Annotated in this window: 32 protein-coding genes; 6 read left to right on the top strand and 26 right to left on the bottom strand. The window is 70.4% G+C overall.

Annotation, left to right across the window (positions count from 1 at the left end):
- Positions 1-20 precede the first annotated feature (20 nt).
- The 16 genes from ABZ855_RS27970 to ABZ855_RS27895 form a co-directional block, all read right to left on the bottom strand.
- Entirely contained in the window at positions 21-584 is a 564-nt protein-coding gene (locus tag ABZ855_RS27970; RefSeq protein WP_360811383.1) for a hypothetical protein, read from the bottom strand.
- 455 nt (positions 585-1,039) lie between these two features.
- Complete coding sequence (locus tag ABZ855_RS27965) at positions 1,040-2,827, bottom strand: TraM recognition domain-containing protein (protein ID WP_360811381.1); 1,788 nt, start codon at positions 2,825-2,827, stop codon at positions 1,040-1,042.
- 191 nt (positions 2,828-3,018) lie between these two features.
- A complete protein-coding gene (locus ABZ855_RS27960) occupies positions 3,019-3,618 on the bottom strand; it encodes a hypothetical protein (protein ID WP_360811379.1) in 600 nt (199 codons plus the stop codon).
- Positions 3,619-3,620: 2 nt separating this feature from the next.
- Positions 3,621-4,448 (bottom strand): DUF317 domain-containing protein, encoded by an 828-nt coding sequence (locus ABZ855_RS27955; RefSeq protein WP_360811377.1) that lies wholly within the window; start codon positions 4,446-4,448, stop codon positions 3,621-3,623.
- Positions 4,439-4,579: a hypothetical protein gene (locus ABZ855_RS27950; protein ID WP_360811375.1), complete on the bottom strand. Its 141-nt coding sequence runs from the start codon at positions 4,577-4,579 to the stop codon at positions 4,439-4,441. Before ABZ855_RS27950 ends, ABZ855_RS27955 begins: the two co-directional genes overlap by 10 nt.
- Positions 4,580-4,606: 27 nt before the next feature.
- The gene (locus tag ABZ855_RS27945; RefSeq protein WP_360811373.1) at positions 4,607-5,407 is read right to left on the bottom strand and encodes a DUF317 domain-containing protein; all 801 of its coding nucleotides are present in this window, start codon (positions 5,405-5,407) and stop codon (positions 4,607-4,609) included.
- Complete coding sequence (locus ABZ855_RS27940) at positions 5,404-5,787, bottom strand: hypothetical protein (RefSeq protein ID WP_360811371.1); 384 nt, start codon at positions 5,785-5,787, stop codon at positions 5,404-5,406. The genes ABZ855_RS27945 and ABZ855_RS27940 overlap by 4 nt, the downstream gene beginning before the upstream one ends.
- Before the next feature lie 288 nt (positions 5,788-6,075).
- Positions 6,076-6,852: a DUF317 domain-containing protein gene (locus ABZ855_RS27935; protein WP_360811369.1), complete on the bottom strand. Its 777-nt coding sequence runs from the start codon at positions 6,850-6,852 to the stop codon at positions 6,076-6,078.
- Between the two features lie 43 nt (positions 6,853-6,895).
- On the bottom strand, positions 6,896-7,297 hold the full coding sequence (locus ABZ855_RS27930; RefSeq protein WP_360811367.1) for a hypothetical protein: 402 nt from the start codon (positions 7,295-7,297) through the stop codon (positions 6,896-6,898).
- Positions 7,298-7,312: 15 nt separating this feature from the next.
- Positions 7,313-7,966, bottom strand: coding sequence for a hypothetical protein (locus ABZ855_RS27925; protein WP_360811365.1), 654 nt, complete (start codon positions 7,964-7,966; stop codon positions 7,313-7,315).
- Positions 7,963-8,721: a hypothetical protein gene (locus ABZ855_RS27920; protein ID WP_360811363.1), complete on the bottom strand. Its 759-nt coding sequence runs from the start codon at positions 8,719-8,721 to the stop codon at positions 7,963-7,965. Before ABZ855_RS27920 ends, ABZ855_RS27925 begins: the two co-directional genes overlap by 4 nt.
- A 24-nt stretch (positions 8,722-8,745) precedes the next feature.
- A complete protein-coding gene (locus tag ABZ855_RS27915) occupies positions 8,746-9,357 on the bottom strand; it encodes a hypothetical protein (RefSeq protein ID WP_360811361.1) in 612 nt (203 codons plus the stop codon).
- A 13-nt stretch (positions 9,358-9,370) separates the two neighbouring features.
- Positions 9,371-10,228, bottom strand: a complete 858-nt coding sequence (locus ABZ855_RS27910; protein ID WP_360811359.1) for a relaxase/mobilization nuclease — start codon at positions 10,226-10,228, stop codon at positions 9,371-9,373.
- On the bottom strand, positions 10,225-10,839 hold the full coding sequence (locus ABZ855_RS27905; RefSeq protein ID WP_360811357.1) for a hypothetical protein: 615 nt from the start codon (positions 10,837-10,839) through the stop codon (positions 10,225-10,227). The genes ABZ855_RS27910 and ABZ855_RS27905 overlap by 4 nt, the downstream gene beginning before the upstream one ends.
- A 162-nt stretch (positions 10,840-11,001) precedes the next feature.
- Positions 11,002-11,439: a hypothetical protein gene (locus tag ABZ855_RS27900; RefSeq protein ID WP_360811355.1), complete on the bottom strand. Its 438-nt coding sequence runs from the start codon at positions 11,437-11,439 to the stop codon at positions 11,002-11,004.
- 139 nt (positions 11,440-11,578) lie between these two features.
- Positions 11,579-12,124 (bottom strand): hypothetical protein, encoded by a 546-nt coding sequence (locus tag ABZ855_RS27895; protein ID WP_360811353.1) that lies wholly within the window; start codon positions 12,122-12,124, stop codon positions 11,579-11,581.
- Positions 12,125-12,639: 515 nt separating this feature from the next.
- Here ABZ855_RS27895 and ABZ855_RS27890 point away from each other — a divergent pair.
- From ABZ855_RS27890 to ABZ855_RS27875, 4 genes are all read left to right on the top strand, one after another.
- On the top strand, positions 12,640-12,900 hold the full coding sequence (locus tag ABZ855_RS27890) for a hypothetical protein (RefSeq protein WP_360811351.1): 261 nt from the start codon (positions 12,640-12,642) through the stop codon (positions 12,898-12,900).
- 296 nt (positions 12,901-13,196) lie between these two features.
- Positions 13,197-14,087: a helix-turn-helix transcriptional regulator gene (locus ABZ855_RS27885; RefSeq protein WP_360811350.1), complete on the top strand. Its 891-nt coding sequence runs from the start codon at positions 13,197-13,199 to the stop codon at positions 14,085-14,087.
- 91 nt (positions 14,088-14,178) lie between these two features.
- Positions 14,179-14,607, top strand: coding sequence for a hypothetical protein (locus ABZ855_RS27880; RefSeq protein ID WP_360811348.1), 429 nt, complete (start codon positions 14,179-14,181; stop codon positions 14,605-14,607).
- Between the two features lie 188 nt (positions 14,608-14,795).
- Entirely contained in the window at positions 14,796-15,623 is an 828-nt protein-coding gene (locus ABZ855_RS27875; protein ID WP_360811346.1) for an SAM-dependent methyltransferase, read from the top strand.
- Positions 15,624-15,626: 3 nt separating this feature from the next.
- Here ABZ855_RS27875 and ABZ855_RS27870 read toward each other — a convergent pair whose 3' ends face one another.
- Positions 15,627-16,565 (bottom strand): helix-turn-helix transcriptional regulator, encoded by a 939-nt coding sequence (locus ABZ855_RS27870; RefSeq protein ID WP_360811344.1) that lies wholly within the window; start codon positions 16,563-16,565, stop codon positions 15,627-15,629.
- Positions 16,566-16,652: 87 nt separating this feature from the next.
- Entirely contained in the window at positions 16,653-16,892 is a 240-nt protein-coding gene (locus ABZ855_RS27865) for a DUF397 domain-containing protein (protein ID WP_360811342.1), read from the bottom strand.
- 247 nt (positions 16,893-17,139) lie between these two features.
- Between ABZ855_RS27865 and ABZ855_RS27860 the strand changes: the two genes are divergently transcribed.
- Positions 17,140-17,595 carry an ATP-binding protein gene (locus ABZ855_RS27860; RefSeq protein WP_360811340.1) on the top strand — a complete coding sequence of 152 codons (456 nt, stop codon included), beginning with the start codon at positions 17,140-17,142 and terminating at the stop codon, positions 17,593-17,595.
- A 10-nt stretch (positions 17,596-17,605) separates the two neighbouring features.
- Here the strand turns inward: ABZ855_RS27860 and ABZ855_RS27855 are convergent, their stop codons facing one another.
- The 5 genes from ABZ855_RS27855 to ABZ855_RS27835 form a co-directional block, all read right to left on the bottom strand.
- Complete coding sequence (locus tag ABZ855_RS27855; RefSeq protein WP_360811338.1) at positions 17,606-18,103, bottom strand: hypothetical protein; 498 nt, start codon at positions 18,101-18,103, stop codon at positions 17,606-17,608.
- 79 nt (positions 18,104-18,182) lie between these two features.
- A complete protein-coding gene (locus ABZ855_RS27850; protein WP_360811336.1) occupies positions 18,183-19,328 on the bottom strand; it encodes a hypothetical protein in 1,146 nt (381 codons plus the stop codon).
- Between the two features lie 41 nt (positions 19,329-19,369).
- Positions 19,370-19,720, bottom strand: a complete 351-nt coding sequence (locus ABZ855_RS27845; protein ID WP_360811334.1) for a hypothetical protein — start codon at positions 19,718-19,720, stop codon at positions 19,370-19,372.
- Between the two features lie 453 nt (positions 19,721-20,173).
- Positions 20,174-21,343, bottom strand: coding sequence for a hypothetical protein (locus tag ABZ855_RS27840; protein WP_360811332.1), 1,170 nt, complete (start codon positions 21,341-21,343; stop codon positions 20,174-20,176).
- A gap of 22 nt (positions 21,344-21,365) precedes the next feature.
- Positions 21,366-21,872, bottom strand: coding sequence for a hypothetical protein (locus ABZ855_RS27835; protein WP_360811330.1), 507 nt, complete (start codon positions 21,870-21,872; stop codon positions 21,366-21,368).
- A 299-nt stretch (positions 21,873-22,171) separates the two neighbouring features.
- Here ABZ855_RS27835 and ABZ855_RS27830 point away from each other — a divergent pair, with 299 nt between their 5' ends.
- Positions 22,172-22,651 (top strand): HIT domain-containing protein, encoded by a 480-nt coding sequence (locus tag ABZ855_RS27830; RefSeq protein WP_360811328.1) that lies wholly within the window; start codon positions 22,172-22,174, stop codon positions 22,649-22,651.
- A 104-nt stretch (positions 22,652-22,755) separates the two neighbouring features.
- Here the strand turns inward: ABZ855_RS27830 and ABZ855_RS27825 are convergent, their stop codons facing one another.
- From ABZ855_RS27825 to ABZ855_RS27815, 3 genes are all read right to left on the bottom strand, one after another.
- Positions 22,756-23,301, bottom strand: a complete 546-nt coding sequence (locus ABZ855_RS27825; protein WP_360811326.1) for a hypothetical protein — start codon at positions 23,299-23,301, stop codon at positions 22,756-22,758.
- Complete coding sequence (locus ABZ855_RS27820) at positions 23,298-23,993, bottom strand: hypothetical protein (RefSeq protein WP_360811325.1); 696 nt, start codon at positions 23,991-23,993, stop codon at positions 23,298-23,300. Before ABZ855_RS27820 ends, ABZ855_RS27825 begins: the two co-directional genes overlap by 4 nt.
- A gap of 40 nt (positions 23,994-24,033) precedes the next feature.
- A partial coding sequence (locus ABZ855_RS27815) for a hypothetical protein (RefSeq protein WP_360811323.1) occupies positions 24,034-25,238 on the bottom strand: 1,205 nt, incomplete at its 5' end.

The raw sequence follows: 25,238 nt of genomic DNA, 5'->3' as shown, positions 1-25,238 counted from the left end.
TACGGCGGGCGCATGAGCTGTCAGTGCCTCGTGCGGGTGACCGGTTTCGGGGCCAGCCCCGCCGGTGTGGGTGCTGCGGCGCCGGACTTCTTGTCCGAACCGTTTGCCCGCGCATGGGTGATGAGCTGCTGGTCTTCATGGCGTGCGGCGGCTGAAGCCAGCCTTCGTGAGAGCAGCCGTGCCAGAGCGCGGTACGTGGTGGCCGCCCGCTGCATTTCGTCACCGGCTCGCCGGAGCTGCTCCCGGCTGGTGTTGGGGGTGGGGTCGGCGTCCTCGTACAGCAGGGACTCGGTGCGGTGGTGGATGGCGAGGTTGCACAGCGTGGCCGCCAGCGAGACCTGGGCGCAGGCGCCGGCGAGGTGAGCGAGGTTCTCGGGGCCGCCCGTCATGACCGCGTACTGGCTCCTCGACAGGTCGTGGAACTGCTGGGTGCACTGCATGGACAGCTGCTGTACCCGCAGGGTGAGGGGCGCGATCTCCCGGACCGGCTGGGTGATATCGCCTTCCTGGATACGTTCCGCCGCCTCGCGCAGGTCTTTCAGCGCGGCGGGTACCTGGCCGAGGAGGCGGGTGTGTTCGCTCATGTCGAGGCTCTGCAAGGCACCTCCGGTGGGGATGACGTAGGGGAACGGGTGGTGCGGAGAACTGACCGCCCGCATACGGGGGGCCGGTACTGGCTGCGGGCGATCAGGGGGCTTCCCACAGGAACCGGGCGGTGTGGTCGGTTGCACGGGGCCGGGAGAAGGGGTGCGCCATCCGGTGCGAGGTGGGCGGCCGGCGATGACGCGCCGGCCGGTGCCGCGCAGTGACGCACCGCTCTCGCCCTCCTGCGGGTAGGTGACCAGGCGCCGGTATCCGAGAGCTTTCGCCGCCCGCCACGCTGCCCCGCACTACAGGGAGTTGGCGTTGCGTGCGCCGTCGCTGGCGGCTCAGACGGCGAAGGTCTGTCCGGCGGGCTGCGGATGGTGGCGGTGCCAGGTGCGCGTGAACTCCTTCGCTTCGTGGGAGCGGACCGGTACCAGGTGCAGCCGGGATCCGTTCACGCGGCCGTGCCGAAGTCGGGCTGGGCGGGGGTGTGTTTGGCGACGGCGCGTGCGGTGATGCCCTTGGAGGCGCGGTCGGAGGCGGCGGCCAGTTCACCGGCACCGGGCTCCGCGTACCAGGGGCGCAGGTCGAGCATGGCGGCGCGCATGCCGGTGGCGAAGACGAGGGCGGTGCCCTTGGGCAGGGCGCGGATCGCGTCCGCGGGCAGGATCCGTTCCTGCCGCATCGACACCGACGTCGACTTCCCGGACTCGGACGTGGAGGTGGAGGTGGTCTGGACGTCGTGGTCACCGATGAGACGGGAGAGCTTGTCGGCGAAGTCCGGGTCGTCGATGCCGGAGCCGATCACCTTCACGGTGGAGGCGGACCACATGGCGTCCATGCCCGCGTCCCCCCACACTTTCTGGCCCTGGCGGTAGGACTGCAGGATGGTGATCGGGATGATCCCGCGCGAGCCCAAGTGGCTGTACAGGTCGGGCAGGTCGGAGATCTTGCAGACGTTGGCGGCTTCGTCGAGGATCGCGAGCATCGGCGGGTCGAGGCGTCCGCCGGCACGTTCGGCCTGGGCGGTCGCGGCCCGCATCACGGAATCCGCGCACGCGGCGATCAGCGCCGAGGCTCCGCCTCCGCCGTCCTTGGACAGCAGGTACAGCGTGTCGGAGGAGCCGACGAACTGCGTAGGCCGGAACTCGGGGATGTCGGTCTGCGGGGTGACCCAGCGGGCGATCTCGCTGTTGAGGAGGGCGGCGGCGTACTGGCGGGCGGTCTCGTAGATGCCGTCCCTCGTCTCGGGTGGTCCTTCGACGGTGCCCTTGAGCTGGGCGGCGACCGCGGTGAAGCTGTGGTCGCGGAGGATGTCCAGCGGGGTGCGGTCGGCGGGGAACGCGAGCCACTGCATGACGTCCGTGATGGGCCGTTCGTCGAGCGCGGCGGCGAGGAACAGCTGGGAAAGGATGTTGCTGCCGGCCTTGGACCAGAAGTCGCCCTGCTGGGAGGCGTCCACGGAGGCGGCGAGGAAGTGTCCGGCCAGCCTGCCTGCCCCGTCCAGGGTTGTGGCGTCGGCCAGCGGGTTCCACCACATCCGGTGCTCGGCATGAGCGATCTGCTGCGGGTCCATCGACCACACCCGTCCTACCGACGTGCGGGCGTCGAGGGTGGCGGTGTAGGCGTCGCCGGCTGCCTTGTTCGAGGTCAGCAGGACAGGGCCGGGGGCCGCCAGGATGGAGGGGATCGCGAGGCTGGTGGTCTTGCCGGACCGGGGGGCCATGATCGCGACGGCGACATCCTCGTACCCCATCCTCACCTCGTGGCGGGTGCCCTGAAGGTTGCCGAGGAGGATGCCGGTGTCAGTGGCGGCGATGTGCCTGGTGTTCTTCAGGCTCGGGCGCAGAGAGCGGGCCTTGGCGGTGATCGCCTTGGCCATCAGGGGTTCGATGTCCCTGGCCTTGGCCATACCCGTGACCTTCTTCCGGCCGCCGCCGCGGTTCTTGTGCCGGCCCCACAGGAGGCCGGCTGCGGCGGCGAGCGCGAGGAGGATCACGATCGGCGCGATGCGCGCCCCGATCAGCAGGGACGTTTCCCCGAGGTCGGGCCACAGCTGTTCGGGGTGGAGCAGTGCGAGGGCCGGCTGGTACGGGGCCCAGGCGCCGCCGGTGAGGCGGGCGGTGATGTTCCCGGACAGCCAGGCGAGATGGGACAGGGGGACGACGACGGCGAGTGCTCCCAGCAGGAGCCGGAAGAGAAGGTCGTAGCCGTCGCTGCTATTCGTGGAGGAGGGAGGCAAGAGGAGCTGGATACCTCGATGAGATGGAGGGGGAGAAGGATTCAGCGGATGCGGCCGGTGGGGGTCCTGGCCGTAGCTCCAGCCGCAGGCGTGGTGCAGGGAGACGGTGATCTAGGAAGGGTCTCCGCCGCCGGCCAGGTGACGCGGCGCGATGAAGTCGACGTCGACCGTCGCGGGACCGGGAGGCATGGTCACCTGCGCACCGTGATGGTCCGGCCGGGCGCGGGGAGGACCGGTTTGTCGACGGGCGGCGGTGCCAGCGGCGAAGGGGCGTACCGGGCCGCGGTGTTGATGTCGCCGATCACGTGGCCGTGGGTGGCCCAGTCGTCGAGGTAGCTCCAGCATTCGGCGTGGTGCTCGGCGAGCGCGTCGCCGAAGACCGCCGTGCCGGACCCTGCGGTGGCGGGGAGGTTGTCACGGGTGCCCAGCCATTGTTCGTGCAGGGCGTCGAGCCGGTCGAGAGCATCGTGCAGGACACCGAGCCGGTAGGCCCAGTGAGCCTGGACCGAGGCGGACGGCAGGTGGGGCAGCTGCACGTCGGCCGTGGCCAGCAGGTGGCGGGCGCCGGCACGTACGGTCTCGAACGCTGCGGCGGTGTCGGCGTCACGCTGGCGCTGGCGCAGTCCGTAGGCATCGTCGTCGAAGGGCCAGCCGTCGAGGCCGGTGTGCTCCTCGGAGTAGGCATCCCACGCGTCGAGGATCTCCTCGCTGTCGCGGATGAACGCGTCGAGGTGGCGCAGGAAGTCGCGGTGAGCGAGACGGTCGAAAGAGATCGGAAGGAGTCCTCTCAAGATCAGCGGCGAGCGGCCGGACGGGCGGCCGGGCTGGCCGCCGGGGCCCGGGTCGTGGCGGGGGTCTGCTGCTGTCGGCGTGCGGAGCGTGCCTGGGTGCGGATTGCGTCGAGTCGGCGGGTGTGCGCTGCGACGATCTGCTGAGGTGTGAGCGGGCTGGGTTGCTGCGCGGCGGTGTAGTGGGCGGTGCGGTCCGACATGCCGCGCTGGAGCGGGGCGGGGTCGGCGAGCGTGGCGATGAAGGCGTTGAGTAGGTGGACGGGGGTGTGGCTGTCGAAGTGGGCATGCCAGATGCGGCGGCCCCGGGGGGTGCCGTGTCCGGGCTCACGTACGTCTACCTGCCAGTACGTGGTGCTGCTGCCGTCGATGAATATCTGTTCGACCTGGCACATGCCGTCGGGCGAGTGGGCGGCATTCGCCGTGTCGGTTGGCCAGTTCGCCGATTGCAGCGTGCGCAGGAGATCGCTCTGCTCGGCCGGCGGTGGGGCGATCACGGCGTCGGTGACGCTGGTGAGAAGTTCGGCGGGGACGAGTTCACCGAACTCCGCATACCAGCTGGGCTCGGTGGCGGTGGGCCTGGCCCGCAGCCGCCACCAGGCGGAGGTGGCGGACTGCGGGTCGAACTGGAGGTGGTGGCGGTGGTCGGGGCTGGTGAGGACGATTTCGGGGCTGAGCGGGTCGGAGGTGCGCCGCCATCCGGCGGCGGCCAGGCCGTGGGTGACGCGGCGTCCGTCGCCGGGACCGGCGAGGTGGCGGGGGCTGGTGTCGAAGGGGATCCGCCAGAGGTGGGTGTCGGCGAAGGCCGCGAGCTGCTGTTCGCTCACCGCCATCGGCCGCACCTGCGGACGTTCGACGGCGTGTCCGTGCACGGGGTGTGCTCGGGGTTCTCGCGCAGGCCGTCGGTGGTGCGGCAGACGGCGTCGGCGGAGGCGTGGTCGGTCTCCGGGGTGAGCGCGGGCATGGGACTCCTGGGCGGTCGGCGGGAGGATCAGCGGCGGGCGCGGTTGCCGCCGGCGGGAGAATGGGCGCGCGGTGTGGTCCGTGGCTGGCTGGCGTTCCAGGTGCGGGCCCAGGTCGCGGCGCGGGCGGCGGTGATCCGGGCCTGCTGCCAGGCGCTGAGCTGGGAGGGCAGGACGGACACGGACGTGGTGTGGATCTTGGGGTGGTGCGGGATCCGTCCGCGCGGGCGCATCACGGGTTGTGGGCTGGCCAGTTCGGCTGCGAAGGCTTGCACGAGGTGCATGGGGGTGGTGGGGGCGAACCGGGCGCTCCAGCCGCTGCCGTGCGGGTCGCCTCCGCCGGCCCACCACAGTGCGTTGCCCGTCGCGTCCTGGCGAAAGTGCATCCACGCCGAACCGTCCCTGCTCGTCGCGGTGTAGTGCCGGCCCTCGGGCCGCAGATCCCAGTGCTGCTTCGTGAGCGGCGCCCACACGTTGGGAGCGTGCGCGGAAGGCGGCCCGGTCAGGGCGTCGGTGAGCCCGGCGACAATCTCCACCGGGGTCTGGCGGCCCAGCGTCGCCCACCATTCGCCCTGGTTGCCTCGCGCTGCACCGTGAATGGCCCATCCGCCCGGCTGGATGTACGGGTCGTAGGAGATGCGGATCGTGCGGTCCGGGCTCTCCATCGCCAGCGAGCCGTCCGTCCTGGACCGCTCACGCCAGCCGGAGGCGCGCAGATACTGCGAGACGTGCCGGATGTCGCCGCCGCCGGCGAGGGCACGGGGGGTGATGAGATAGTGCTGTTCGGGCTGCTCGCCGGGGCCCCAGCCGGCCCACTGTTTCTTCGTCACCGGTGCCGCCGCACGACCAGCGGGGCCGGTACCGGGGGCTTCGCCGCCGTCGTGGTGGCCGGTTGGCTGACGTGGTGCAGGGTGGCACGGTGTTCGTCGAGGTCGTGGCCGATGTCGTTCAGTTCGTTCGCCGCTCGGCCCAGAGCGAGCCAGACCTCTGCCGGAAGCCGTCCGTGCTCGGCCTGGGTCTTGGCGAAGCGGCTTCCGCCGGTCACGAGGCCGGTGATGCCGCCGAGGACCCCGTCGTCCGGATCGAGGATGTGGGCGATGACGGACGTGGCCTCGTCGGGAGGCAGTTGAGTGAGGTGGTCGGTGAGTCGGCCGAGCTGACGGGTGATCTCGTCGGCCAGCTGCACCGGGTTCACGGTGGGGTGGGTCATGCTCCTCCAGGGCGAGGGGTCGGGGTCAGTGGTGATGGCGGTGGCCGGTTCGGCGGGCCTCGGCGAGCACGGTCTCGGGGCGTGTGCCGGCCAGGGGCTCGGTGTGGTCGGGGTGGATGGGGATGAAGGCGCGCAGGTAGCGGCGGAAGAGGAATGCGGCCAGACGGGGCCGCCGCCCTGCGGTGATCGGTGGTGGCTCGGGACGAGGAGGCGTGCGGGGTATAGAGGGCTCCTGAACGAAGGAGGGCGAGAATCGACGAGGGCGGTGACGCACGGAGTCCGTGCGGGTCAGCGGTTACGGGTGGACGCCGTGGGCGTGGCGGGCTTCGGCGGCGGGACGGCGGTCGGTGATTTGGTGGTCCGTCGGGTGCGGGCGTCGGTGATCCGGGCTTCGAGGAGCGCCTGTTCGTCGTCCCACCCGTACGTGGTTCGGGCCAGGCGGGTGTAGGGCCCGCAGCCGTACAGCGGCGTGCCGATGGCCATCCGCGGCAGCGGATTCTCGCGGGCGAGACTGCGGGTGAACGCCGTGACGACCGCGGGCGGGGTGTGGGAGGTGAAGGCGGCCGTCCACCAGCGAAACCCGTTCACCGTGCACGCGGCCCGCCAGGCTGCCGGCGCACCGGGGCGAGAAGGTTGTCCGGTGACGCGGACCAGACCGTCCGGTGACACCGCCGTGGAGGCGGGGCCGCCACCGTCTGGGAGCCAGCCCGCCTCCAGCAGCGGGTCAAGAACCCTTCCGTGGCCGGGGGTTGACGGCCGGCGCATGGCGTCGACCATGGTGGTGACGTACTCGACGGGGAGGTGCGCACCGAGGACTGCTTCCCACCTCCGCCCGTCGGGGCGTGTGGCACGCAGGTTCCAGTTCCAGCCCCCACGCCGGTCGTGGACGACGTGCAGGCTCCTGTCGGGGCTGGCCAGGGCGGTGTGATAGTCGATCGTGGACATGTTGTGCCAGCCGTGGCCGCGCAGCAGCAGCTCGGTCAACTGCTCCCAGTGACCCCCGCCGGCGAGGTGGCCGGGAGCGGTCAGGACGTAGGGGACGGAAGATGGCGGACGCGGATTCACCCGGGTGTGGACTCCTGACGGACGGGCAGTGGGCAGGGACGACTCAGCCGCGCGAGCGGCGGGGCCGGACGCCCGCCGCGGGCGAAGGGACGGCCGGTGTTCCGCGCTGCGCGCGGATGTCCTGAACGGCGCTGTGGTAGACGGCTCGGTCGAAGAGATGGTCGGGGATGGAGACGCTGTACCCGGCGGTGAGGAGGGTGGGAACGGCGCGCGTGGCCAGCCGCTTCGTTTCGTCCTCGCCGAGGTGGCCGGGGGCCTCGTGCCAGACGTACGTCGGACCCTCGTCGCCGGCGGGCCTCATGGTTTGGCGTTCGAAGCCCAACTGGTCGAGCAGTGCGAGGAGTTGTTCGGGAGCGCCGGTCGCGGTGTCGGCGTGGACGGTGTCGGTCAGGGGTCTGCGGTAGATCGCTATGTCGGTGCCTTCGTCGTCGGCACGGTTTCCCATGAACAGTTCTCCGGTTCAGCGGCGGCGGGACAGGGGCGCGGAGGGGCGTGGCGCCGGGCTGGGCGTCGTCGTGGTGGGTGCCGGCCGGTGGGCCGTACATGCGGCGTGATTGCGGGACAGGAGGATGCCGTCTTCGGCGCGGGCGAGGGCATGGGCCGTGTCCCCGAGTCGCGCGGCTGCCTCCGGGGCAGCGCCGACGGTCTCCAGCAGGTGGGACCAGCCGATGAAGGCGCCGACGACGGCCTCGCGCAGGAGAGGCAGCAGGCCGGCATCGGGTTCGGCGATCTCGGTCAGGACCGCGGCGACCTCGCCACCGCTGCGAGCGTCGAGGGCCCGTCGGGAGAGCTGGGTGAGATAGCGCAGGGCGGCTTCGCGTTCGCCGTCGGGCGGGTCGAAGGCGTTCAGGTCCGGGGCGAGGTGCACGCTGTATCCGACGGCGAGCAGGGTGCGCGAGGCGGCCGTGGCCTTCCGCCGCTCCTCTTCTGCCGGGAGGCCGTGGGGGAGACGGTGGTACGCGCCCCGGGGGCCCGGGGCATCGAGGAAGCCGTTGCGCTGGAGGATGCCGGCCGCTTCCCAGGTGCCGCCGAGGGCGATGACCAGCCCGGTGCGGGAGTCCTTGGTGATGGTGAGGTACTCCAGCACCGCGAAGTCGGGCTCGCCCTGTCTCATCGAGTCCTGGTCGCCGACGCCCGAGGAACGGCCGGGGCCGCAGGGGCGGTCGCCGGTGCGGTGGCGGGGGCGATCCGGCCCGAGGGGTGCTGGAGGGCGAGGGCGATGCCGTGCGCATTCAGCCGTCGGCCGGTCGCGCGGACGGCGCGGGCCTGCACCGTGGTGTCGTCGCCGCTGAGACGGTAGATGCCGGTCTTGTGGTCCGCCACGAAGCCCTGGGCGGTGAGCACGTCCTGAGCCATCGTGTCGACGGGGGAGGCGGCCAGGCTGCCGTCGGCCTGCCAGGTCAGCACGACCCGCTCGGGCGCAGACGGCTCGATCGCGGGGGCGGCGTTGTGGCGGACCTGGGCGAGCGCGCTCTCGTAGGGGGTGAGCAGGCCAGTGGCGACCCGCTCGGCGCCCAGGAACGGATCGTCGCTCAGGGCGATGCCGCCTGGTTCGCGCACGCCGCGGTACGCCTCGTCGGGCAGATCGTGCGGGGCGACGGCGCCGATGAGGAAGCCCTCGCGTTCGCCCGGCCGGTCCAGGACGACGAGCCGGGCGCCGTCCGGGCGGGACAGGACGGCTGCCCGTCGCAGCGGCTGGGCAGCCAGTGCGGCTGCGACGAGGTCCAGATCCCAGATCCGGTCCGTGAGTTCGGCGAGGTCGTCCTTGTCGTCGGACGGGTGGTAGGTGCTGGTCCAGTCGCCGGGAAGTTCGCCGGCGAGGATGTCGGCGTACGAGGCGAGGCGCTCGGGGTCTTCGTAGGGGTGCATGGTGTCCTTGGCGGGGAGTGGCGGTCAGCGGCGGTGCGAGGTGGCCACCGGAGGCGGTGGCGGCACCGGCGCGGTCTGCGGCGGGGGTGCGCAGGCGCACACGGCGGAGCGTTCGCGTTCGGCGGAGGGAACGTCTTGGGTGCGGGCGGGGTGCGGGGTGTGCCGGTCGGCGGTGTACGGGTCGGCTGCGGCGCCGAGTCCGTCGTGGAAGTCGGCTGTGGCATGCAGGACGTGCTCGATCGCGGCGAGGACGCCGTCGTGCGGGGCGGTCAGCTCGGTGAGAGCGTCGGCCGCGTCCTGAGTGATGGCCGCCTGCCGGAGGCGCTCGGCGAGGTGAGCGACCGAGCCACCCAGCGGCAGATGGCGGGCCGGACGGCGGCCGGTGTCGAAGTGTTCGTCGCAGCCGACGGGGTGACCGGCGGCCCGGAGGCGGGCGACGGCCTCGGTGGCGAGCCGGTCCTCGGCGCCGGTGTCCAGGCCGGTGGGGTTGCGGTGGTAGGTCTCGTGGAGGCGGACGACGGGCACGAAGCCCGTCCGCTCCAGGATGCTGTGGGCCTCGCTGTCGCCGCCGCGGGCGAGGACCTCCGCGGAGTGCGGATCACGGTGGACGGTCAGGAAGTGGTGAGCCGGAGGCAAAGGAACGTTTCCCCTATGGTGTGTGGCGGGCGGAGGCCCGGGCTGCGGGCGGCGCCGGGGCGGGCGTCGTACGCAGGCGGGGCCGGGGGTTGATCCGGCCGGCCGTGGAGTTGAGGTCCTCCTGGATGCGGTGGAGGCGGGTGGCGATCAGCTCCAGGTGGTGCGCGGTGTCCGAGCCGGCGGCGCCTGCCTGGCGCGCGAGGCGGTGGGCGGAGTGCTCGATCAGCCCCCGTACGGTGGCCAGCGGACCGTGCTGTTCGTCGGCCAGCTGGGTGAGGAGGGCCGCGAGCTGGGTGGACGCGGTTGGCGGGCGCCGGGTGTGTCCCGGACCGTCGGACGTTGCCGCGGGGATGAGGTGCAGGTCCTGCTCGATGTGGCGGGCCTCGTCGCTCAGACGGCGGGAGAGATCGGCGGGCGGGTGCTGCCAATCCCCGTCGAGGCGGATGAGGTTGGCGACCAGATCGAGGCGGCTCGGCTTGGCCTGGACGGCGATCCAGCGGCAGCTGTTCGCGTCGCCGGGGATCTCGATGCCGGCGGCACGGGCGAACCGGTGGGCGATCTCGGCCCACTCCGCACCACTGAGGTCACGGTCACCGGGGTGGAGACGGACATCGAGGTGGGCGATGGCATGCCGGTCGCCGCGCGGGCTCGCGGCGAAGGGATTCTCGAACAGCGGGTCTTCGAGGTGGTCGGCCCACTGGACGGCGCTCCACGCTGCCTGCTCGTCGTCCAGGGTGTAGGAGTCCAGGGCGGGCCAGTAGACGACGACGGTGTGCTCGGTCAGGCCCTCCTCCGTTGTCACCGCCCGGCCGAGGGCCTCGCAGAGCGGGTCTTTCGCGCTGATGGTGCGTTCGTTGACGCGGGGTATCACGTCGGTGTGCCTCCGAGGACGAGGGAGCGGTGGTGAAGGTCGCGGGCGGTCGCGGTCAGGGACTGTGCACGCACGAGATCGGCGTGGACCGTCGTGTCGCCCGGCGGCAGAAGGCCCAGGGCGTGGTCGACGGTCGCGAGTGATGCCTCGTAGCGGCCGAGCCGGCGCAGCGCACCCGCCCGGCGGAAGGCGACGACCGGGTCCGTGTCGGCGGCGAAGGGTGGCCGGGCGCTGAGGGCGAGGAGCCGCTGCGCCCCTTGGTCCAGGTCGACGCCGAGCCACAGTCCGTGCAGAAGAACGTGCAGGGTCGTGGCGTGATCACCGGTCTCGTCGAGGACCTGGTCCACCACGGCCAGCCCTTCGGGGCGGGACTGGCCCAGCAGCGCGAAGGCGTACAGGGCCCGGCTGTAGCAGTCCAAAGGCCGGTGCTCGGACCGCGTGAGCGGTTCGGCGAGTGCCTGGAGGGTGGCGCAGCGCACGTCGTAGCGAAGAGCGCTCAGGTACAGATGCCGGTAGGTCCGGGCGGTGACCGGGTCGTGGCCAGGCGGCGGTGACCCGGTCGGGCTGCAGCCAGGGTCAGGACGCTGTTCCCGGCGGTGTGCGCCGCCCACGCGGCATCGGCGCAGACCTCGGCCGACTCCCGCCAGTCGGGTTCGAGTTCACGCAGGTCGCCAGCCAGCCGGACCGGCCACAGCGGGTCCGCAGTGTTCTCGGTGGCGCGGGTGCGGGCCCGCAGCAGGGCGAGGGCCCGGCCGGGACGGCGGACGGCAGACTCACCGGCGGCCCATCGCGTCTGCGACGTGGACGAGTTGGCCGAGGGCGGTGGTGGTGTACCAGCCGCAGTCGACGAGCGCGTCGACTCCGGCGTATTTCGGCAGGAGGTGGTCCTCCATGGCGCGCAGGTGGATCAGGCAGTCCGGGCAGCGGTGCGAGAGATGCACGAGGTAGCGGGGGTGCGCGGTGACGAAGCTCTGCTCACCGCCGGTGGCGTCGCGCAGCCGCCATCCGTCCTCGTCGGTCGGGGTGTGCCAGGACGGGGCGACGACACGCATCGAATCCCCCCACAGCTCCTTGCCGGCCACGCCTTTGAGGACGACGACCTGCTCACCGGCCTGGAAGTGGGCGTGGGTGATGTCCCGGGCGGGGGTGAACGGATCGGGAGTCGGCGCGAACGCCGGTGTTGACGGAGGCGTTGACGAGGACGGGAACATGCAGGACCTTCCACACGGTGCGAGGTGGCGGCGGGAAGATCAATGGTCCGCAGGATCGCCGGTTTGGCTAACCGGCGATCGTCGGCTATGTTCCGGGCCCCTCAGCGGAACCGGTTCTGTGCACTGCAGTCCTGCTCAGCTACGGAGTCGAGAGTTCGAGCAGGTCAGCGCTTTCTGTGTCACGGTGAAGCCGCCATCGGCAAACCCAAACTGGGCACTGGTTCGGCATCTCGATGACGACGAACAACTCCGGGCCGCCCGCCGGGCAGCCCACCTGCTCCTGCCACTGTTCGCCCAGTTGAGCCGACGGCCGTAGCAACCACCCCACCACCGGGCACATCGTTGACCGGAGCGGCGCACTCGCCGAGAAGCCGGGAGAGTCCTTGCTGAGGCTCCCTCCCCTCTGGACGGTCTGATCCGTCAGCTCCTCGAGCGCGGGAAGTCTCACCGTGCTCTGATTCGGCACCGCCGAAGCCAGCATGCCGGCACGGGGTCCGAAGGCCGCCACACCTTCGGCGGTGTGAAACTGTGCGCCGAGGCTGATGCCGAGGCCAGACATGCCGGAGATCACGTCGAACGGGGCGACGGTCGGAAACAGGATCCCTAGCCTCGTCGAGTTCGGCGGCCTGTTGAGGGCTGGCGTTTGCTGCGGTGGCGTGTTCGACAGCTCGGCGGCGTCTCTCACCTGGCTGCCTGGTGCTGCCGTTCGGCGGTCGGGGCGCAGGACATGCCGGTTGCACAACCAGGTCTTCAGCTGGCTGCTGGCGAGGCGTTCCCTCGCCCCCGCCCCCCGCCCGCCGCCCGTACGACGACTTTGGCCTGCTGTTTTCCTGTTGCCAGCCTTCTGTGCGTGCCGTTTTCACGCGTGGTTGGAACGTACTCCCGGATTCATGCATTTGAGCCATTTTTCCGAGGTTCACATGAACGACTTTTACGTCGGGTCCGACATGAAAAATCCGGTTCATGGCGCGCATGTTTTCGATATTAGTTCGGAAGTGATCGGAGATGGGTGTCAGTTGTCGTGACGGGGAGACGAGTCGGTCAACGAGGCGGGGTTGCCCCGTTTTCATGGCCGATATACGCCGATGCGATGCCGGGGAAGGGGGTTATAGCTTCTTGCCGCCGCACATGAGTCAGGGCCCCGCGGACACGGGGCCCTGACGGCAAACCATGTGTGTTTCGAACGAAAGGAATCCGAACATGGCTCACCTGCGCCGGCTGCTGGAAAGGCTGCTCCCGGCTTCAACAGAGGTTAGCTTTCCGCTGAATTCCATGGCCCAAACCAGGTTGCTGAGTTGCCTTGCCGTCAAGGTGCACTGGAGTGCTGCCGCGATGACGATGCTGGCCGCGACGACGGCCGTCTGCGGCCCTGTGGTGCCCGAGAAGGTGTGGTGGGGCGTTGCCGCGGGGGCGCTCGCGGACGGGTCGGTGATCAGTTACCAGCGTCTCCGGCGCCGTTGACACCTGTGGTGAGGGGCGGACGTCGGTGAGGCGTCCGCCCGCACCGCGGGGCCCTTTCTGTTCCGGGTGGCGGGCCGAGCTGGTTTCGCTCCTGGGAACGCCACAAGTTCAGCGGATGGACGAGAAACATGCAGCAGGGCGCAACTCGCCGGGGACGCGGCGAGTCGTATGAGTACAGGGTGTGCGCGTTCGCCTCGTGCGGGCGCCGGTTTCGGCGGCCCAGGAAACCGGGCCGGCCGCGTCTGTACTGCCAGGACGCCTGCCGCCGCCGTGCCCAGCGGCTGCGCGGCCGGGAGATGACCGACGAGTCGGCGGCGGTCTATACGCCGCGCTGGGGGCCGGGGGTGGCGCAGGACCTGCAGGCACTGGCGGCCGAACTGGTGGAGGCCGAACGCCGCGACGCCGGTCTGGAAGAACTGGTCGAGCGGGCCCTGGCGGTGGGCGCGGAGGTGACCCACTATCTGGGAGCGGCTGTGCACGATGCCCGGGAGTGCGGAGCGAACTGGAACGAGGTGGCACGCAAGGCCCGGGTCAGTGAGGCCACCGCTCGCGCCAAGTGGGGGCCGCGGATGGTGCGCCGGCAGATGGGTATCCGGGCCCAGCGCACGGCCGTGCCGGTCACGGACGTCGAAGCGGACCGGTCCGCCGGCGCCTCCTCGCACCGGCAGAGACTGGGTGCCGCCCTGTCCTTCCTCCTGCGGGTGCGGGGTCGCACCGCGCAGGCGGTCGCGCGGGAGGCGGGGGTCTCCCCGTCGTGCGTGTCACGGCTGCTGGCCGGGCAACGCGTGCCGGACTGGCCGACCCTGCACACGGTGGTGACGGCGGCCGGCGGGGTCCCGGCGGAGTTCCGGGTGCTGTGGGAGTGGGCGCGCGGACACCGCCAGCCGCAGCGGCGCTCCGCCGCCGCCGCACTGACACGCTTTCACGGCGCGTTGCGGGGCCTGCAATGGGCTGCCGGCACCGTCCACTCCGGGCTGCCCGCCGACGACCACGACTCGGACGCCCTGGATGCCGTCCTCACCGGTGATCTCGTTCCGGACTGGGAGACCACGCACCGGATCGTGCAGCACCTCGGCGGTACCCCCGCCGAGGTGCGGCCCTTGTGGGAGGACGTCCAGTACACGTTCCTGATCGCCCACGATTTCTTTCCTGCGCAGGGGGTTCCCGGTGCGAGCCAACTCGCCTGACGCGGTGCCACAGGGCCGGTCCCGTCGGGGACCCTTCGCCTCCCGACGCAAGCCACCCCAGCCGTCCGCCCGCCAAGGGACCCGCCCGGCGGTGAGGGAGGTCTGCGCGCTCGGCGAGGCGGACGTGGCGATCGGCATGCCCAGTGCCTTTGCCGCGTTCTGCGTGCGCCACCTGGACATCTATACCCGCTACGCCGCCGTGCGGATGAGGGACGGCGGCCAGGCGCGGGCACTGGCGCAGGCGGCGCTGGGAGATCTGGCCATGATGTGGGCGGAGGCGTTGGAGAGTCCGTCCCCCTCGGCTCTGGCCTGGCGGCTGCTCGCGGTCCGCACCGGACGTGCCGCGGCGGGAGGGGGGCTGGAGCTGTACCGGATGCTGCCGGTGCCCCAGGCGGATGCGGTGCTGCTGCGCTACCGCCTGGGTCTGTCGGCGGCCGAGGCGGCCGAGGTGATGGGCTGGGAGCCAGGTGAATTCGCCTGTCTCCTCAAGGCCGCCGTACGGACCGGAGCCGCCCGATAATTGCGCCCATACGCGGTGGGATGCGGTGAAAGCGCCCGCGCGCGCCGGCGCCGGTGAGTCGTTTCTCCGGCGTGCCGGGTTGCAATTTCACTCCTGCGTGTCAATCGAAATCTGCTGCCGGGGTGGATTGCCTGGTGCGTAACTCCTAGCATGGTGCCTACTTGACGCGCCGTCTCACAGGTCTTCCTGTGCACTCGCACGCGGCGGGCGACGGCATGCGGGGGCAGATGCTGATGATCGATGTGACCCAGGCCAGCGACGCGCGCATCTACAACCGTCTCCTCGGCGGTACGGACCACTACCCCGCGGACCGCGAAGCCGTCAGACGCCTCCTCGCGCTCGCGCCGAATGCCCGGCAACTCGCCCACATCAACCGCCAGTTCCTGGTGAGAGCTGTGCGGTATCTCGCCGGGACCTGCGGGATCGGCCAGTTTTTCGACCACGGTGCCGGACTGCCCCTCCGCGACAATGTGCATCAGGTCGCCCAGCGCGCCAACCACACGGCCCGGGTGGTCTACATCGACAACGACCCGGTCGTCGTCGCCCACGCCCGGATGATGCTCGACGGGGAGCACACCCTCATCCTCGACGCCGACATGCTCGACACCTCCGACGTCCTCGCCCGTATCCGGCAGGCAGGCTTCCTCGACCAGGACGCCCCGGTCGCGGTGCTGTTCGTGTCCGTGCTGCACTGCGTGGCCGACGAACGCGATCCGTGGCGGCATGTGCGGGAACTGATCGACCGGCTGCCCTCCGGAAGCCACCTTGTCCTGAGTCATCTCGCCTGCGACGATCCGTCCTTGCGTGAACAGACCAGCGCACTGATGCGGCGGCTGACGGGGCGGCAGTGGGCCCGAGTGCGCTCCTTCGCCGAGGTGGACCGGTTCTTCGACGGACTTCAGCCGGTCGGCGGCCCGATCGGCGATGTCGCCGCATGGAGACCGGGTACCGACCTGAAGCTCCGGCTCGCCGACCGCACCTGGATCGCCTACGGCGGAGTGGCCCGCAAACCCTAGGTGTCAGCCGGCGAGCCGGTCGATGTACCGCTGGACCAGGGCCAGGGTCTCATCCCGGGTTGTGGCCCTGGACCACAGCGTCGTCAGCGCCAGACGGTAGCGCTGCACACGCTCGGGGTCGGTCAGATAGCTGCCCCCGCTGGGGACCTCCAGGTACACGATGTCCTCCTCGCGGTCGGCCGGGAAGGACAGCAGGGTGAGAGCCGGCGCCGGAGCCAGCCCCTGGGCGCCCGCGCTGAACGGCAGCACGCGGATGTGGATCCGCTCCTCGTTCTCCTCCATGCTGTACAGCTCACGCAACTGGCCGCGCATGACGGCGGCTCCGCCGACCGCCCGGGCGAGAACGCCTTCGTCCATGAGTGCGAACAGGTCCGGAGCGCCGGGCTCGTGCAGCAGGCTGCGCCGCCTCTGGCGTACCTTCCCCGCCCGTTCCAGCCGTGCCTGGCGCTGGTCCTCGTCGGTCGGCGAGATGGAGGGGATGGCCTGCTGCATCAAGGCGCGGGCATAGGAGGGGGTCTGCAGCAGACCCGGCACGTACTGCACTTCGTAGGTGCGGATCTCCTGAGCGGACGCTTCGACACTGATGAGACGTTCCAGCCAGCCCGGGATGGCGTCGCGGAACTCCTCCCACCACTGGGCGGCCTGCGAGGAACTGACCAGCCTCTCCAGCGCGTCCAGCTGGACCTGGTCCGTGACTCCGTAGAAACGGGCGAGCGCGAGCACCGTGTCCGTCTTGAGCGGCGTGGCCCCGGTCTCGATACGGCTGAGGGTGGGCGGGGAACCGACCTGGTCGACCTGGCCCACCACATCCTTCAGTCGCAGTCCGCGCTCCTTGCGCAGTCGGCGCAGGTGAGTGCCCACCACTACCCTGCCCGCGCCGGCCTGCGGACTGCCCGGATCGTCATCGTCCCTGACAGCCCGCAGGAATTGACTGCCCGACACCCAGACTCCTAGGTCACCAGTGATTTCGACATGAGACCCCAGACTGGGGATCGAGCACGGATGACCGCAAGTCCGGTACGTCGAGATTCAGTCGGCCAGAGCGTCGAACTCGCCCTGCTTCGCACCGGCGAGCATCGCCTCGATCTCCGAACGGGTGAACACCAGTGCGGGCCCGCCGGGGAAACGTGAGTTACGGACTGCCGTGCCGCCGTTCGGCAGTGCTGCAAATTCTACACAGTTGCCGCCCTCGGGCGTGCTCTTCGAGCTTTTCACCCACCGCACCTCCTCGATGGAGTCGGCCGCCACGCCGTTTGCGTAGTCTTTCAAGGTCGTCCTCTCGCTGTTCCTGCTCTGACGGATCCGCGTTTGGCCGCCCATGCGGAACCGTGTTCGGGCAGGCAGGGCGACGTCCGCGTACGCCCCGTGAAATTTCATGGGAGCGTGGAATATCTTCGATGTTAGGGGGTTGTTTTCGTGAATGCCGTCCCTCGAAAGGGCGTTCTTTCCTGTGTGGTGATCCGATGAATGAGGGTGAACGTCTGTGCGGCAGGCTGAGGGTGCGTCGTATGTCAGCTTGGCCGGATCCGCAGGGGTGGCGATTCCTGGCGAAACCTGGGCGCTCGACTGGGGCCTGGCCATGGGGATCTCGGTCGCGAACTTCGCCGCCAGCAGGGTCGACGCGAGCGCCGAAGGACTTCTGAACGCCCGGCAGTTCACCCGCTGTCATCTCCAGCGGTGGCGCCTGGAAGAGACCACCGATGACGTGGTCACCGTCGTGGGTGAACTCACCTCGAACGCCGTGCGCCACACGGCCGCCGCGACGGACGGAGTCTGGCTGGCCCTGGCGGCGAGTCCTCGCACAGTCATGTGCGTGGTACGCGACCCCAGTTCACAAGTCCCCGCCCGGCGTACCGCCGCGTATCCGGCGACCGGCGGACGGGGCTTGAGCGTCATCGCGGGTCTGTCGTGCGTGTGGGGCTGGAGTGTGGAAGGCGACGGCAAGGCGGTCTGGGCCCGCGTCCCGATCTGACCGTTGGTCGCTACTGGTACGGGTTCTCGCTGCCGCGGTCGTTGTCGGTGGCGGCGTCGAGGAGTTCGAGCAGGTCGGCGCCCTCAACGTCGCGCTGGTCGATCCACCATCCCGCGATGGTGACCGTACGGGCCTTCTCCTCCAGTTCCGCCCAGTCGGCCTCGTCCCAGGTGCCCTCGATGACCAGCGCGGTGTGCGCGGCGGCCATCAGCTGGTGGCGGGAGCGCTCGCCCCAGTCCAGGGCCCGTTCGGGTCCTTCCAGCGGCGGCATGTCGAAACGGGCGGCCCACTGTGCGGCGGCCTGCTGCTCCTCGGCACGCTTGGCGGCGAGCCACTGCTCCTTGGACTCGGAGTCGGTATCGCGGGCGGCCTTCCAGCAGTCCGAGCAGTCCGTTCCCGCGAGCCAGCGTGCGAACCCGGCCCGCCGGTCGGCGGGCCGACCGGAAAGATCATGAACGACCTGGTGGCCGCAACGGTGCTCGACAGTCCACTTCAATCGGACAGTCATCGATCAAACTCCTTAAACGTGCTGATGAGAACGGAAGTTGGAGCGGTTTCCTCGGACACGGGCATGCCTGCGGCGGGGGTCACAGGCGGCGCACGGGGGAGGCGGTGTGTACCGGCGGGGCGGGGGGTGTGGTGTCCAGGGCGGGACGCGACCGGACCCGCGGCGACTTGGGGGCGCGGTGCGGGGGCAGGACGGCTACGGTGGCACCGAGGTTTTCGGCCGTCTCGTGGACCTCGGCCACGAGGAAGGCGAGCTGCCTGCTGAGCGCGCCGAGCCGGGCGCCGAGCCGTTGGCCCTGCACGGTGTCGAGGGCGTGGGAGAACGCGGCGGCGGCATCGAGGAGGTGCTCCAGGCGGACCATGGGACCGGCGTCGTAGCCGGTCTGCGTGGCGCTGAGCAGGGCCTCGGAGACGTCGCCGGCGGTTCGGGCCTCGACGACGTCCCTCAGTAGTTCCTGCAGGGGCCGTTCGGGCACGGGCTCGGGGCGGTCGAACCGGGACGTCGTGTCCGCGCGCAGGACGCCGGGCGGGACGGGCCGGGGAAGTGCCTGGCCGGCCGCGTACTCGTTGCCGAAGTGACCGATCACTTCCCAGCCCGGAGCGTCCGGATCCCCGGCGAGGGCGATCACGGTGTCGGTGTCGTCCTCGATGAGATAAGCGAGGGTGATACGCCGGCCGTCGGCCACGTACCAGGACTCGATCAGATCCAACTCGCCCAGCCGTCGCGCAGCTTGAACCCTTTCGGTCCATATCTCGCGCTCCCCGGCGATCAGTTGGGCATGGGGCTGGTGGTGCTGGTCGGCGAGGTCCGCAGCGAGGGAGCCGTGCTCCGCCCAGAAGGCGACCTGTGGCCACAGGGCGGAGTGCTGCTCTCGCTCGGCGGCCGAACCGGGCTCTGCGGGACGCTCCAGAGCACGGACGATCTCGGCGTGCGAGGCGTCGAGCGCGCCGAGCAGTTCGCGCCAGGCGGTGATATGCCGGGCCGGGGGCAGTGTGTCCAGGGCGCGTCGCGCCGCCTCCAGCAAGTGGCCGCCGTGCGGGGCGAGATGGGCGGCATATTCGCTCACGGCTGCCTCGTTGCGGCGTGCGCGGGCCGCTGCCGCGGCGTGGTGGTGGACGGTGCGGCCGTACCGGTCCCGGGTGGTGTCGAGGGCGGTCTGGATCTCGCGGTCGATGACGGCCATGCGCAGCCGGAATCCGCGTGCCCGGGAGACGAGGTCCGCCATGCTTGGTGCGGGGGCGTCGGGGATGGGGATTCTCCTGGGAGTCATGGCTGGCGGCGCGATGGACGGCCGGGCGGGGCGGCAGCTGTCATGGCCGGCGGGCGCGGCGGACCGGCGGGTGCGGCCGGTTTCGGGGCGTGGGCGCGCAGGTCAGGGCCGAGGTCGACGCGGTAGCGGGCAGCGGTAAGCATCTCGGCTGCCCAGGTGGCGTGTTCGTTCTCCCAGACGCGGCCCAGGTCGAACGGGAAACGGATCCAGACGCTGCGCAGGGTGGGCTCGAAGAGGAAGCCGGCTCTGCGCAGCACGTCGCAGGCGAACGCGTCGACACAACCGGTGACTTCGACCTCGCCGCCGTGCCCGCGCAGAATACGGATCGGCTGGGTGTCGGATGTCATCGTGACCGCCCGACGCTGGGCAGGTGACCGGCGGGCGCGTGCGCGGGCGGGTTCGGTCGTACAGGCGGCGCAGAGGCGGCCGGAACCGAGCCGCTCTGGGGGAAGGGACGGGCGGCTGCCCCTGCCCGGACGAGACGGCTTTGCCGTTCGTGCATCCCCTGGTCCTGGAGTGGGCGGGGTGGCGCAGGGGTATCAAGGGCGGCGCCGGCGTGTACGCGGTAGCCGAGAGCGCGCAGGCCGTGGACGGCTTGGCGGATGCGGCGCTGTCCGTCGCGTTCCGGTGCGGTGAGCCGGTACAGGCCCGAGGCGCCGGGAATCGATTCGAACTGCTCGCGGGTGAGGAACCAGTCGGCCTGGTGGGCGGGAATCTGCGGGCTGACTGCGGCGACGTAGCGGTGCTCGGGATGGGCGGCGAAACGGAAATGGCCAGACAGAAGGGGGCCTTCTTTCTGGTCAGCGATGCGCGGACGGAGAGGGAGGCGGCAGGACAGGCCGGGCGGCGGGAGCGGGCACCATGGCAGCCGTTGGGATGGGAGAGGGGAGGGCGGCGTGGGCGATGCGCGCGAAGGCGTCGGTTTCGGCGAGCCAGATACCGAGGGCCGGCATCACCTGTCGTCCGAGCCGGGTACGCATCTGCCCGGGCGGCTCCAGGGCGCTGTGCGGCAACAGCCGTAGGTCTCTGAGGCGGTCCTGCCACACCTTCATGGCGGGCGTGCAGAAGGCGAGGGCGTCGGTCAGACGGCGCACGACGCCGGCATCGCCGGGGTAGTGGGCGACCGCGGTGGCGCAGTTGTCCAGCACGCCGGGCGCGTGGGTGAGAACGGGCAGGAACTCCAGCCAGACGCGGTCGGCGAACACACTCTCCACCTTCTGCAGTACCTCGGGTGAGCTCAGAGGGATGCCGTCGCTGAACCGGCCGGAGGTGTGCATCGCCCGCAGGGCGTCGTACTCGGCGCCGATCGCGTCGAGCGCCGCGAGGACGGCGTCCGTACGGCGTTGGTGCAGGGCCCGGTGGTAGGCGGGCAGGAACGTGCCGGTGATGACTCGCGCGGCCGGGCGCGGCCTTGAGGGAAGGACGATGCCGGCGGGCGCGTGCGGATTGTCGTAGCTGTCCTCGAACTCCTCGGCGGGAGCGAACGCCCCGATCAGGTAGCCGTGTTCGGGCTCCAGGCCGCGTTCGGCAAGCAGCAGTTCGATGCCCGTATCGTTGCTGAGTTTCGCCGCGTACGGCACCCGCCGTTCTTCCACGGCCCGTACGAGTTCGCCGCGCTCCCACAAGTAGGGCAGGAGGTCTTCCTGCCAGATGGGATGGCTGTAGATCTCCACCTGTGCTGTCCACCGGCCGGGTAGCCGTGCGGCGATCTGGTCGGCGACATCGCCGAGATACGGGCGCCCGTTCACCTGGACCTCGACCCGGTGACGGTGCGTGATCGGCAGTAGCCTCGCGGCAGCCATGGGCACACTGCCGCCCGGAGCGCGGAAGCTGCCATCGTCCCGCTTGGTGAAGCTTCCTTCTGCGAGGGCGGTGTGTGCCCAGCGCCATTGCTCGCCGTGGGCGATGGCGATCAGACCGGCATGGCGGCTGTAGGCGAGGCTGATCTGTGCGGGCGGGTTCGGCGGCAACGGGGCTTTCCTTCAGGGGATTTCAGAGACGGGTCCGCTGCGGGACGGCGGCCCGCCGGGTGGCCGGGCGGGTCGTGCGCGGCGTCGGGGGCCCTGTCGTGCGTAGGTCGGCGGCGGTGTTGCGCAGTCGGGCGCGGGCCGCGACGTACTTCTCGGCCGTCAGCATCCGCAGAACCTGGGGGTCGTTGCGTAGATGCGAGTGGGCGAGGTCCGGCACGGCCTCACGCTGGAAGTCGGCCGTGGCGTAGGTCAGGGCCTCGGTCAGGGTGTCCAGAGCGCGTGCGATGCCTGCGGCGGCCTTGGCGAGCCGGAGCAGGACGAGGCGTTCGGGCGCGTGGACGGTGGCCGGGGCGGTGAACCGTTCCTGTGCGCGTTCGGTGGCCTGTTGCAGATGATGGGTCAGCGTGACGATGTCGTCGGCGAGCGTGACCGGGTCGACGGCCTCGGGGCTGGTGGGAAACTCGGCGGCCAGCTCGTCCAGACGCCGGGCCAGGTAATCGAGCGTGGCCTGGGAGACGGAGGACGACATCACACCACCCCGACCGCATCGTTCGTTGTTGCAGGCAACACGATTTCGTGAGCACTGGCTCCTGCGGAAACGTTGCAATCCGGGCTTGGTGAACAGTGACGGTGTTGGTACGTCTTGAGCAATCGGTAGCGTCTCTATGGGGAGGTCGGTGACTGTGCAATTGGGCCGATGGCCTTGGTGAACGCCGGCTGGGGAGACCGGAGTTCCCTGGCGCCAGTGACTGCTTTCGCGATGCGTTGCCGGGCCGCAGGGCTCTGGCCGGTGGTTTCGCCGTCGGGTCTCAGGAACCGCAGCTGACCGTGAAACGGCTGGCAGCCACCGTGCCGGATCTGGCAGGGTCGGGGCACATGAGCTGCACATTCTGCCGCCTGATCCACGAGGACACCGCTCGCTGGGTTTTCCGTGGGCAGCTGGCCAGCGCATTTGCTCCGCTGAACGCGCTCGCGCCAGGCCACACCCTGGTGATTCCTACGTCTCACTACACGGACATCTTCGATACGCCGTCGGAGGTCTTGCCCGGGATCATGGCGCTCGTCCAGCGAGTTGCCGTGGAGATGCGAACCACATTGGCGGCTGGAGGTGTGAACATCCTCAACGCCAGCGGTCCCGGCTCTGAGCAGTCGGTGCCTCATCTTCACTTTCATGTGGTTCCCCGCTGGCCGGACGACGGATTCTCGACCTGGCCGACCCAGCAGTCTCAACACCACGTCGGAGTTGACCCCGTTGTACGGCTCACCGCAGCCATGACGGCCAGCCATCAGACTACTGGCAACTACTGAACGTGACCCTTACTCGTGATCACGCGGAATTTCTCACGAAACCGCGGAACCTGGAGTCGCCCGGGAGAGGAGAGGCCCGGACGGCGGGTCGATGACGCCGCGGCTCAGGGGCGGCGGCGTACGGGGTGGGCGCCGGAGGTGTCGGCGGCCCGGCGCTGCTGCTCGCTGACCGTCGGCATCGGGGAAGACGCCGAGGCGGGTTGAGCGTCGGCGAGTGGGTTGGTGACGGCTACGAGAGCTCGCTGGAGGCTGCGCAGGGCGGCGTCGTGACCGAGGGCGATGTTCAGCTGGCTCTTGCCCGGTGTGGCGGTGCCGGGGCGGGCGGTGAGCCGGTGGGCGTCGGCGATACCGGTCACGGCCGTGCTCAGGTGGGCAGCCGTCCGGTTGCTGTGTTCGAGCGCCGTGGCCAGCTGGACGAGGTAAGCGCGTCCCGCGTCGGTGGTGGCAAGGTCGCTGTCGGCCGACCGGAGCAGCTCACCCATGAGCCCGGAGGACAGGTTGTACAAGGAGACGAGCTGCTGCAGCAGGGGCGCGAAGGCCGTCTGCGGGATGCCGGTCTGGGGTGGGACCAGGCTGGTGGCGGTCTGCCGGATGCGGCGCTGCCAGGTGGCGAGCTGGGTGCGGATGTCGGCGTCGTCGGTGGTGCTCATCGGCGGCGTCCCTGGCGCGGGTTGCCTGGTGGAAGGGGTGGGTGGGAGCGAGGTCCGTCCAAGGAGTGCACGGTGATGTGGAAGTCGTGGTGCCGCAGCCGCTGCAGGCTTTTGATCAGCTGACGCCTGGTCTGCTCGGGGGTGAGGGAGTCGGGCAGGTGGCATTCGCCGGTGGCGGGGTCGAGGAGGAAACCGCCGCGCGCGAGCAGCTCGATGAACACGGGGATGTAGCCGGTGCGGATCCGCGGACGCTGCTGCGCGTCGAGAGTGACGTGGACCTGGAAATGTCCGGGACTGCTGCGCCGGATCGGGGTGGCCGAGGCGAGACGGTAGTCGGTCAGCAGCCGGCGGTGCAGTCTGGCTGCGGCCCGGGCGGGGGCGGCGGGGACGGCGATGCCGCGCGGGGCCCTGAGGCCATGGACGTGCTGGTGGCTGGTGTTGGCCGGCAGCATCGGCAGGACGAGGTACTCGTCCGGGCGGTGGGGGCGGGGCATGACGTACAGCTGCAGGCCGAAATGGTGCGTCAGCACGCTCCGCTGCACGGCGTCCGTCTGGAAGGCCGTGTAGGGCAGGGGGCCGCTGTCCCAGATCCGATTGCTGGCCGGATCGTCGGCGATGGGTACCGCGGTGGCGGCGGGCTGCCAGCCGGGCAGGCGTTCGGCGAGCGCGTGGGTGAACTCGGTTACGTGCAAGAGCGGTTCCTCGTGCGGTGGGATGTCTGGATGGTGCTGGTCACGAGGAGGTGGCCATGCCGTGGGCGTCGGTGCGGCGGCAGGTGTAGCCGAGCAGCGTGGACTTGCCCGCCGTGGTGGGGACGGTGGCGACATCGGAGCAGGTGAACGTGTAGGTGAAGTACGGGGAGTTGGTGGTGCCGAGCCAGGCGCGGTCGTCCTTGTCCGGAATGATCTCCAGCCCCGGGGCGACGGTGTCGCGCTGGGTGTGCGTGTGCGCGAAGACGACGAGGGCGCTGTCGTTGGCGGTCTTGAAGGCGTAACTGTCGGTGAACTCCGGGCTGGCGGCGGAGAACGCGGTGGTGCCCCGGGTGCCGAACTTGCGGATCGTCTTGTCGTGCACCTTGATCTGCCGGGTGGACGCCTTGGCCGTGGCGAAGAGGTTCTTGCCGCTCATGTCGCCGCCGGTGGCGAAGTTGTCGCCGACAGCGGTACGCAGGACATCGACCGGGGCGGAGACGTTCTTGGCCGAGGTGGCGTCGAGGGCGGTGGCGTAGCCGTCCGCGTCGAGGGCGATCTTCGGGAGCTGCTTCTTGTCGTCGAGGTCGACGGAGGAGACCATCTCCCACCGCTTCGTCGTCGCCTGCTCGGCCATGACGAGGAGACGGGCGTATCTGTCGGCCTTGCCGCTGTAAGTGACGGCGGCGAACCACCGCTGTTGGCCGGCAGCGAAACGCGGAACGTAGACGGTGGTGGAGGCGAGGTTGTAGGACCACCGCTTGTACGTTTCGCGGTCGGCCTTGGGCAGGCCCTCGTCCTGCTTGTAGTCCGCGATGGACATCGCGTACAGCGGGCCGTCCTCGATGGTGTCGAGCAGTCGGCGGTTGTGGGTGGCGTTCGCCTGGTTGTTGATTTTGGAGTAGTGGACGATCTGGGCGAGTGCCTGCTGCTTCGTCAGGGCCGGATCGGCGGCCGGCGCGGGAGAAGCTGTGCGGTCGGCCTTGGCCGTGGTGTCGGTGTCGTTGCTGTCCGAGGTGGTGCAGGCGGAGGCGGTCAGCGTGGCCGTTACGACGGCGGTGAGCCAGAGGGCTGTGCGGCGGGCGGAGGTGTGCAGCGGAATGAGGAGGCTCCGGAGAGGTGAGGGATTAGCGGGTACGGGACGTGGTGGCGGAGGCCGCGGGTGCGGAGCGCGTCGGGGCCGTGTGCGGTGTCGTCCGGGTGTCGGCGGCGGCACGCAGCCGCTTCGAGGCGCGGGCCAGATGCGCA

This window comes from Streptomyces sp. NPDC047042, from assembly GCF_040644035.1.
Taxonomy (GTDB): domain Bacteria; phylum Actinomycetota; class Actinomycetes; order Streptomycetales; family Streptomycetaceae; genus Streptomyces.
Note: the sequence above shows the minus strand (reverse complement) of the source record. Positions and strands in the feature narration are given on the sequence as shown.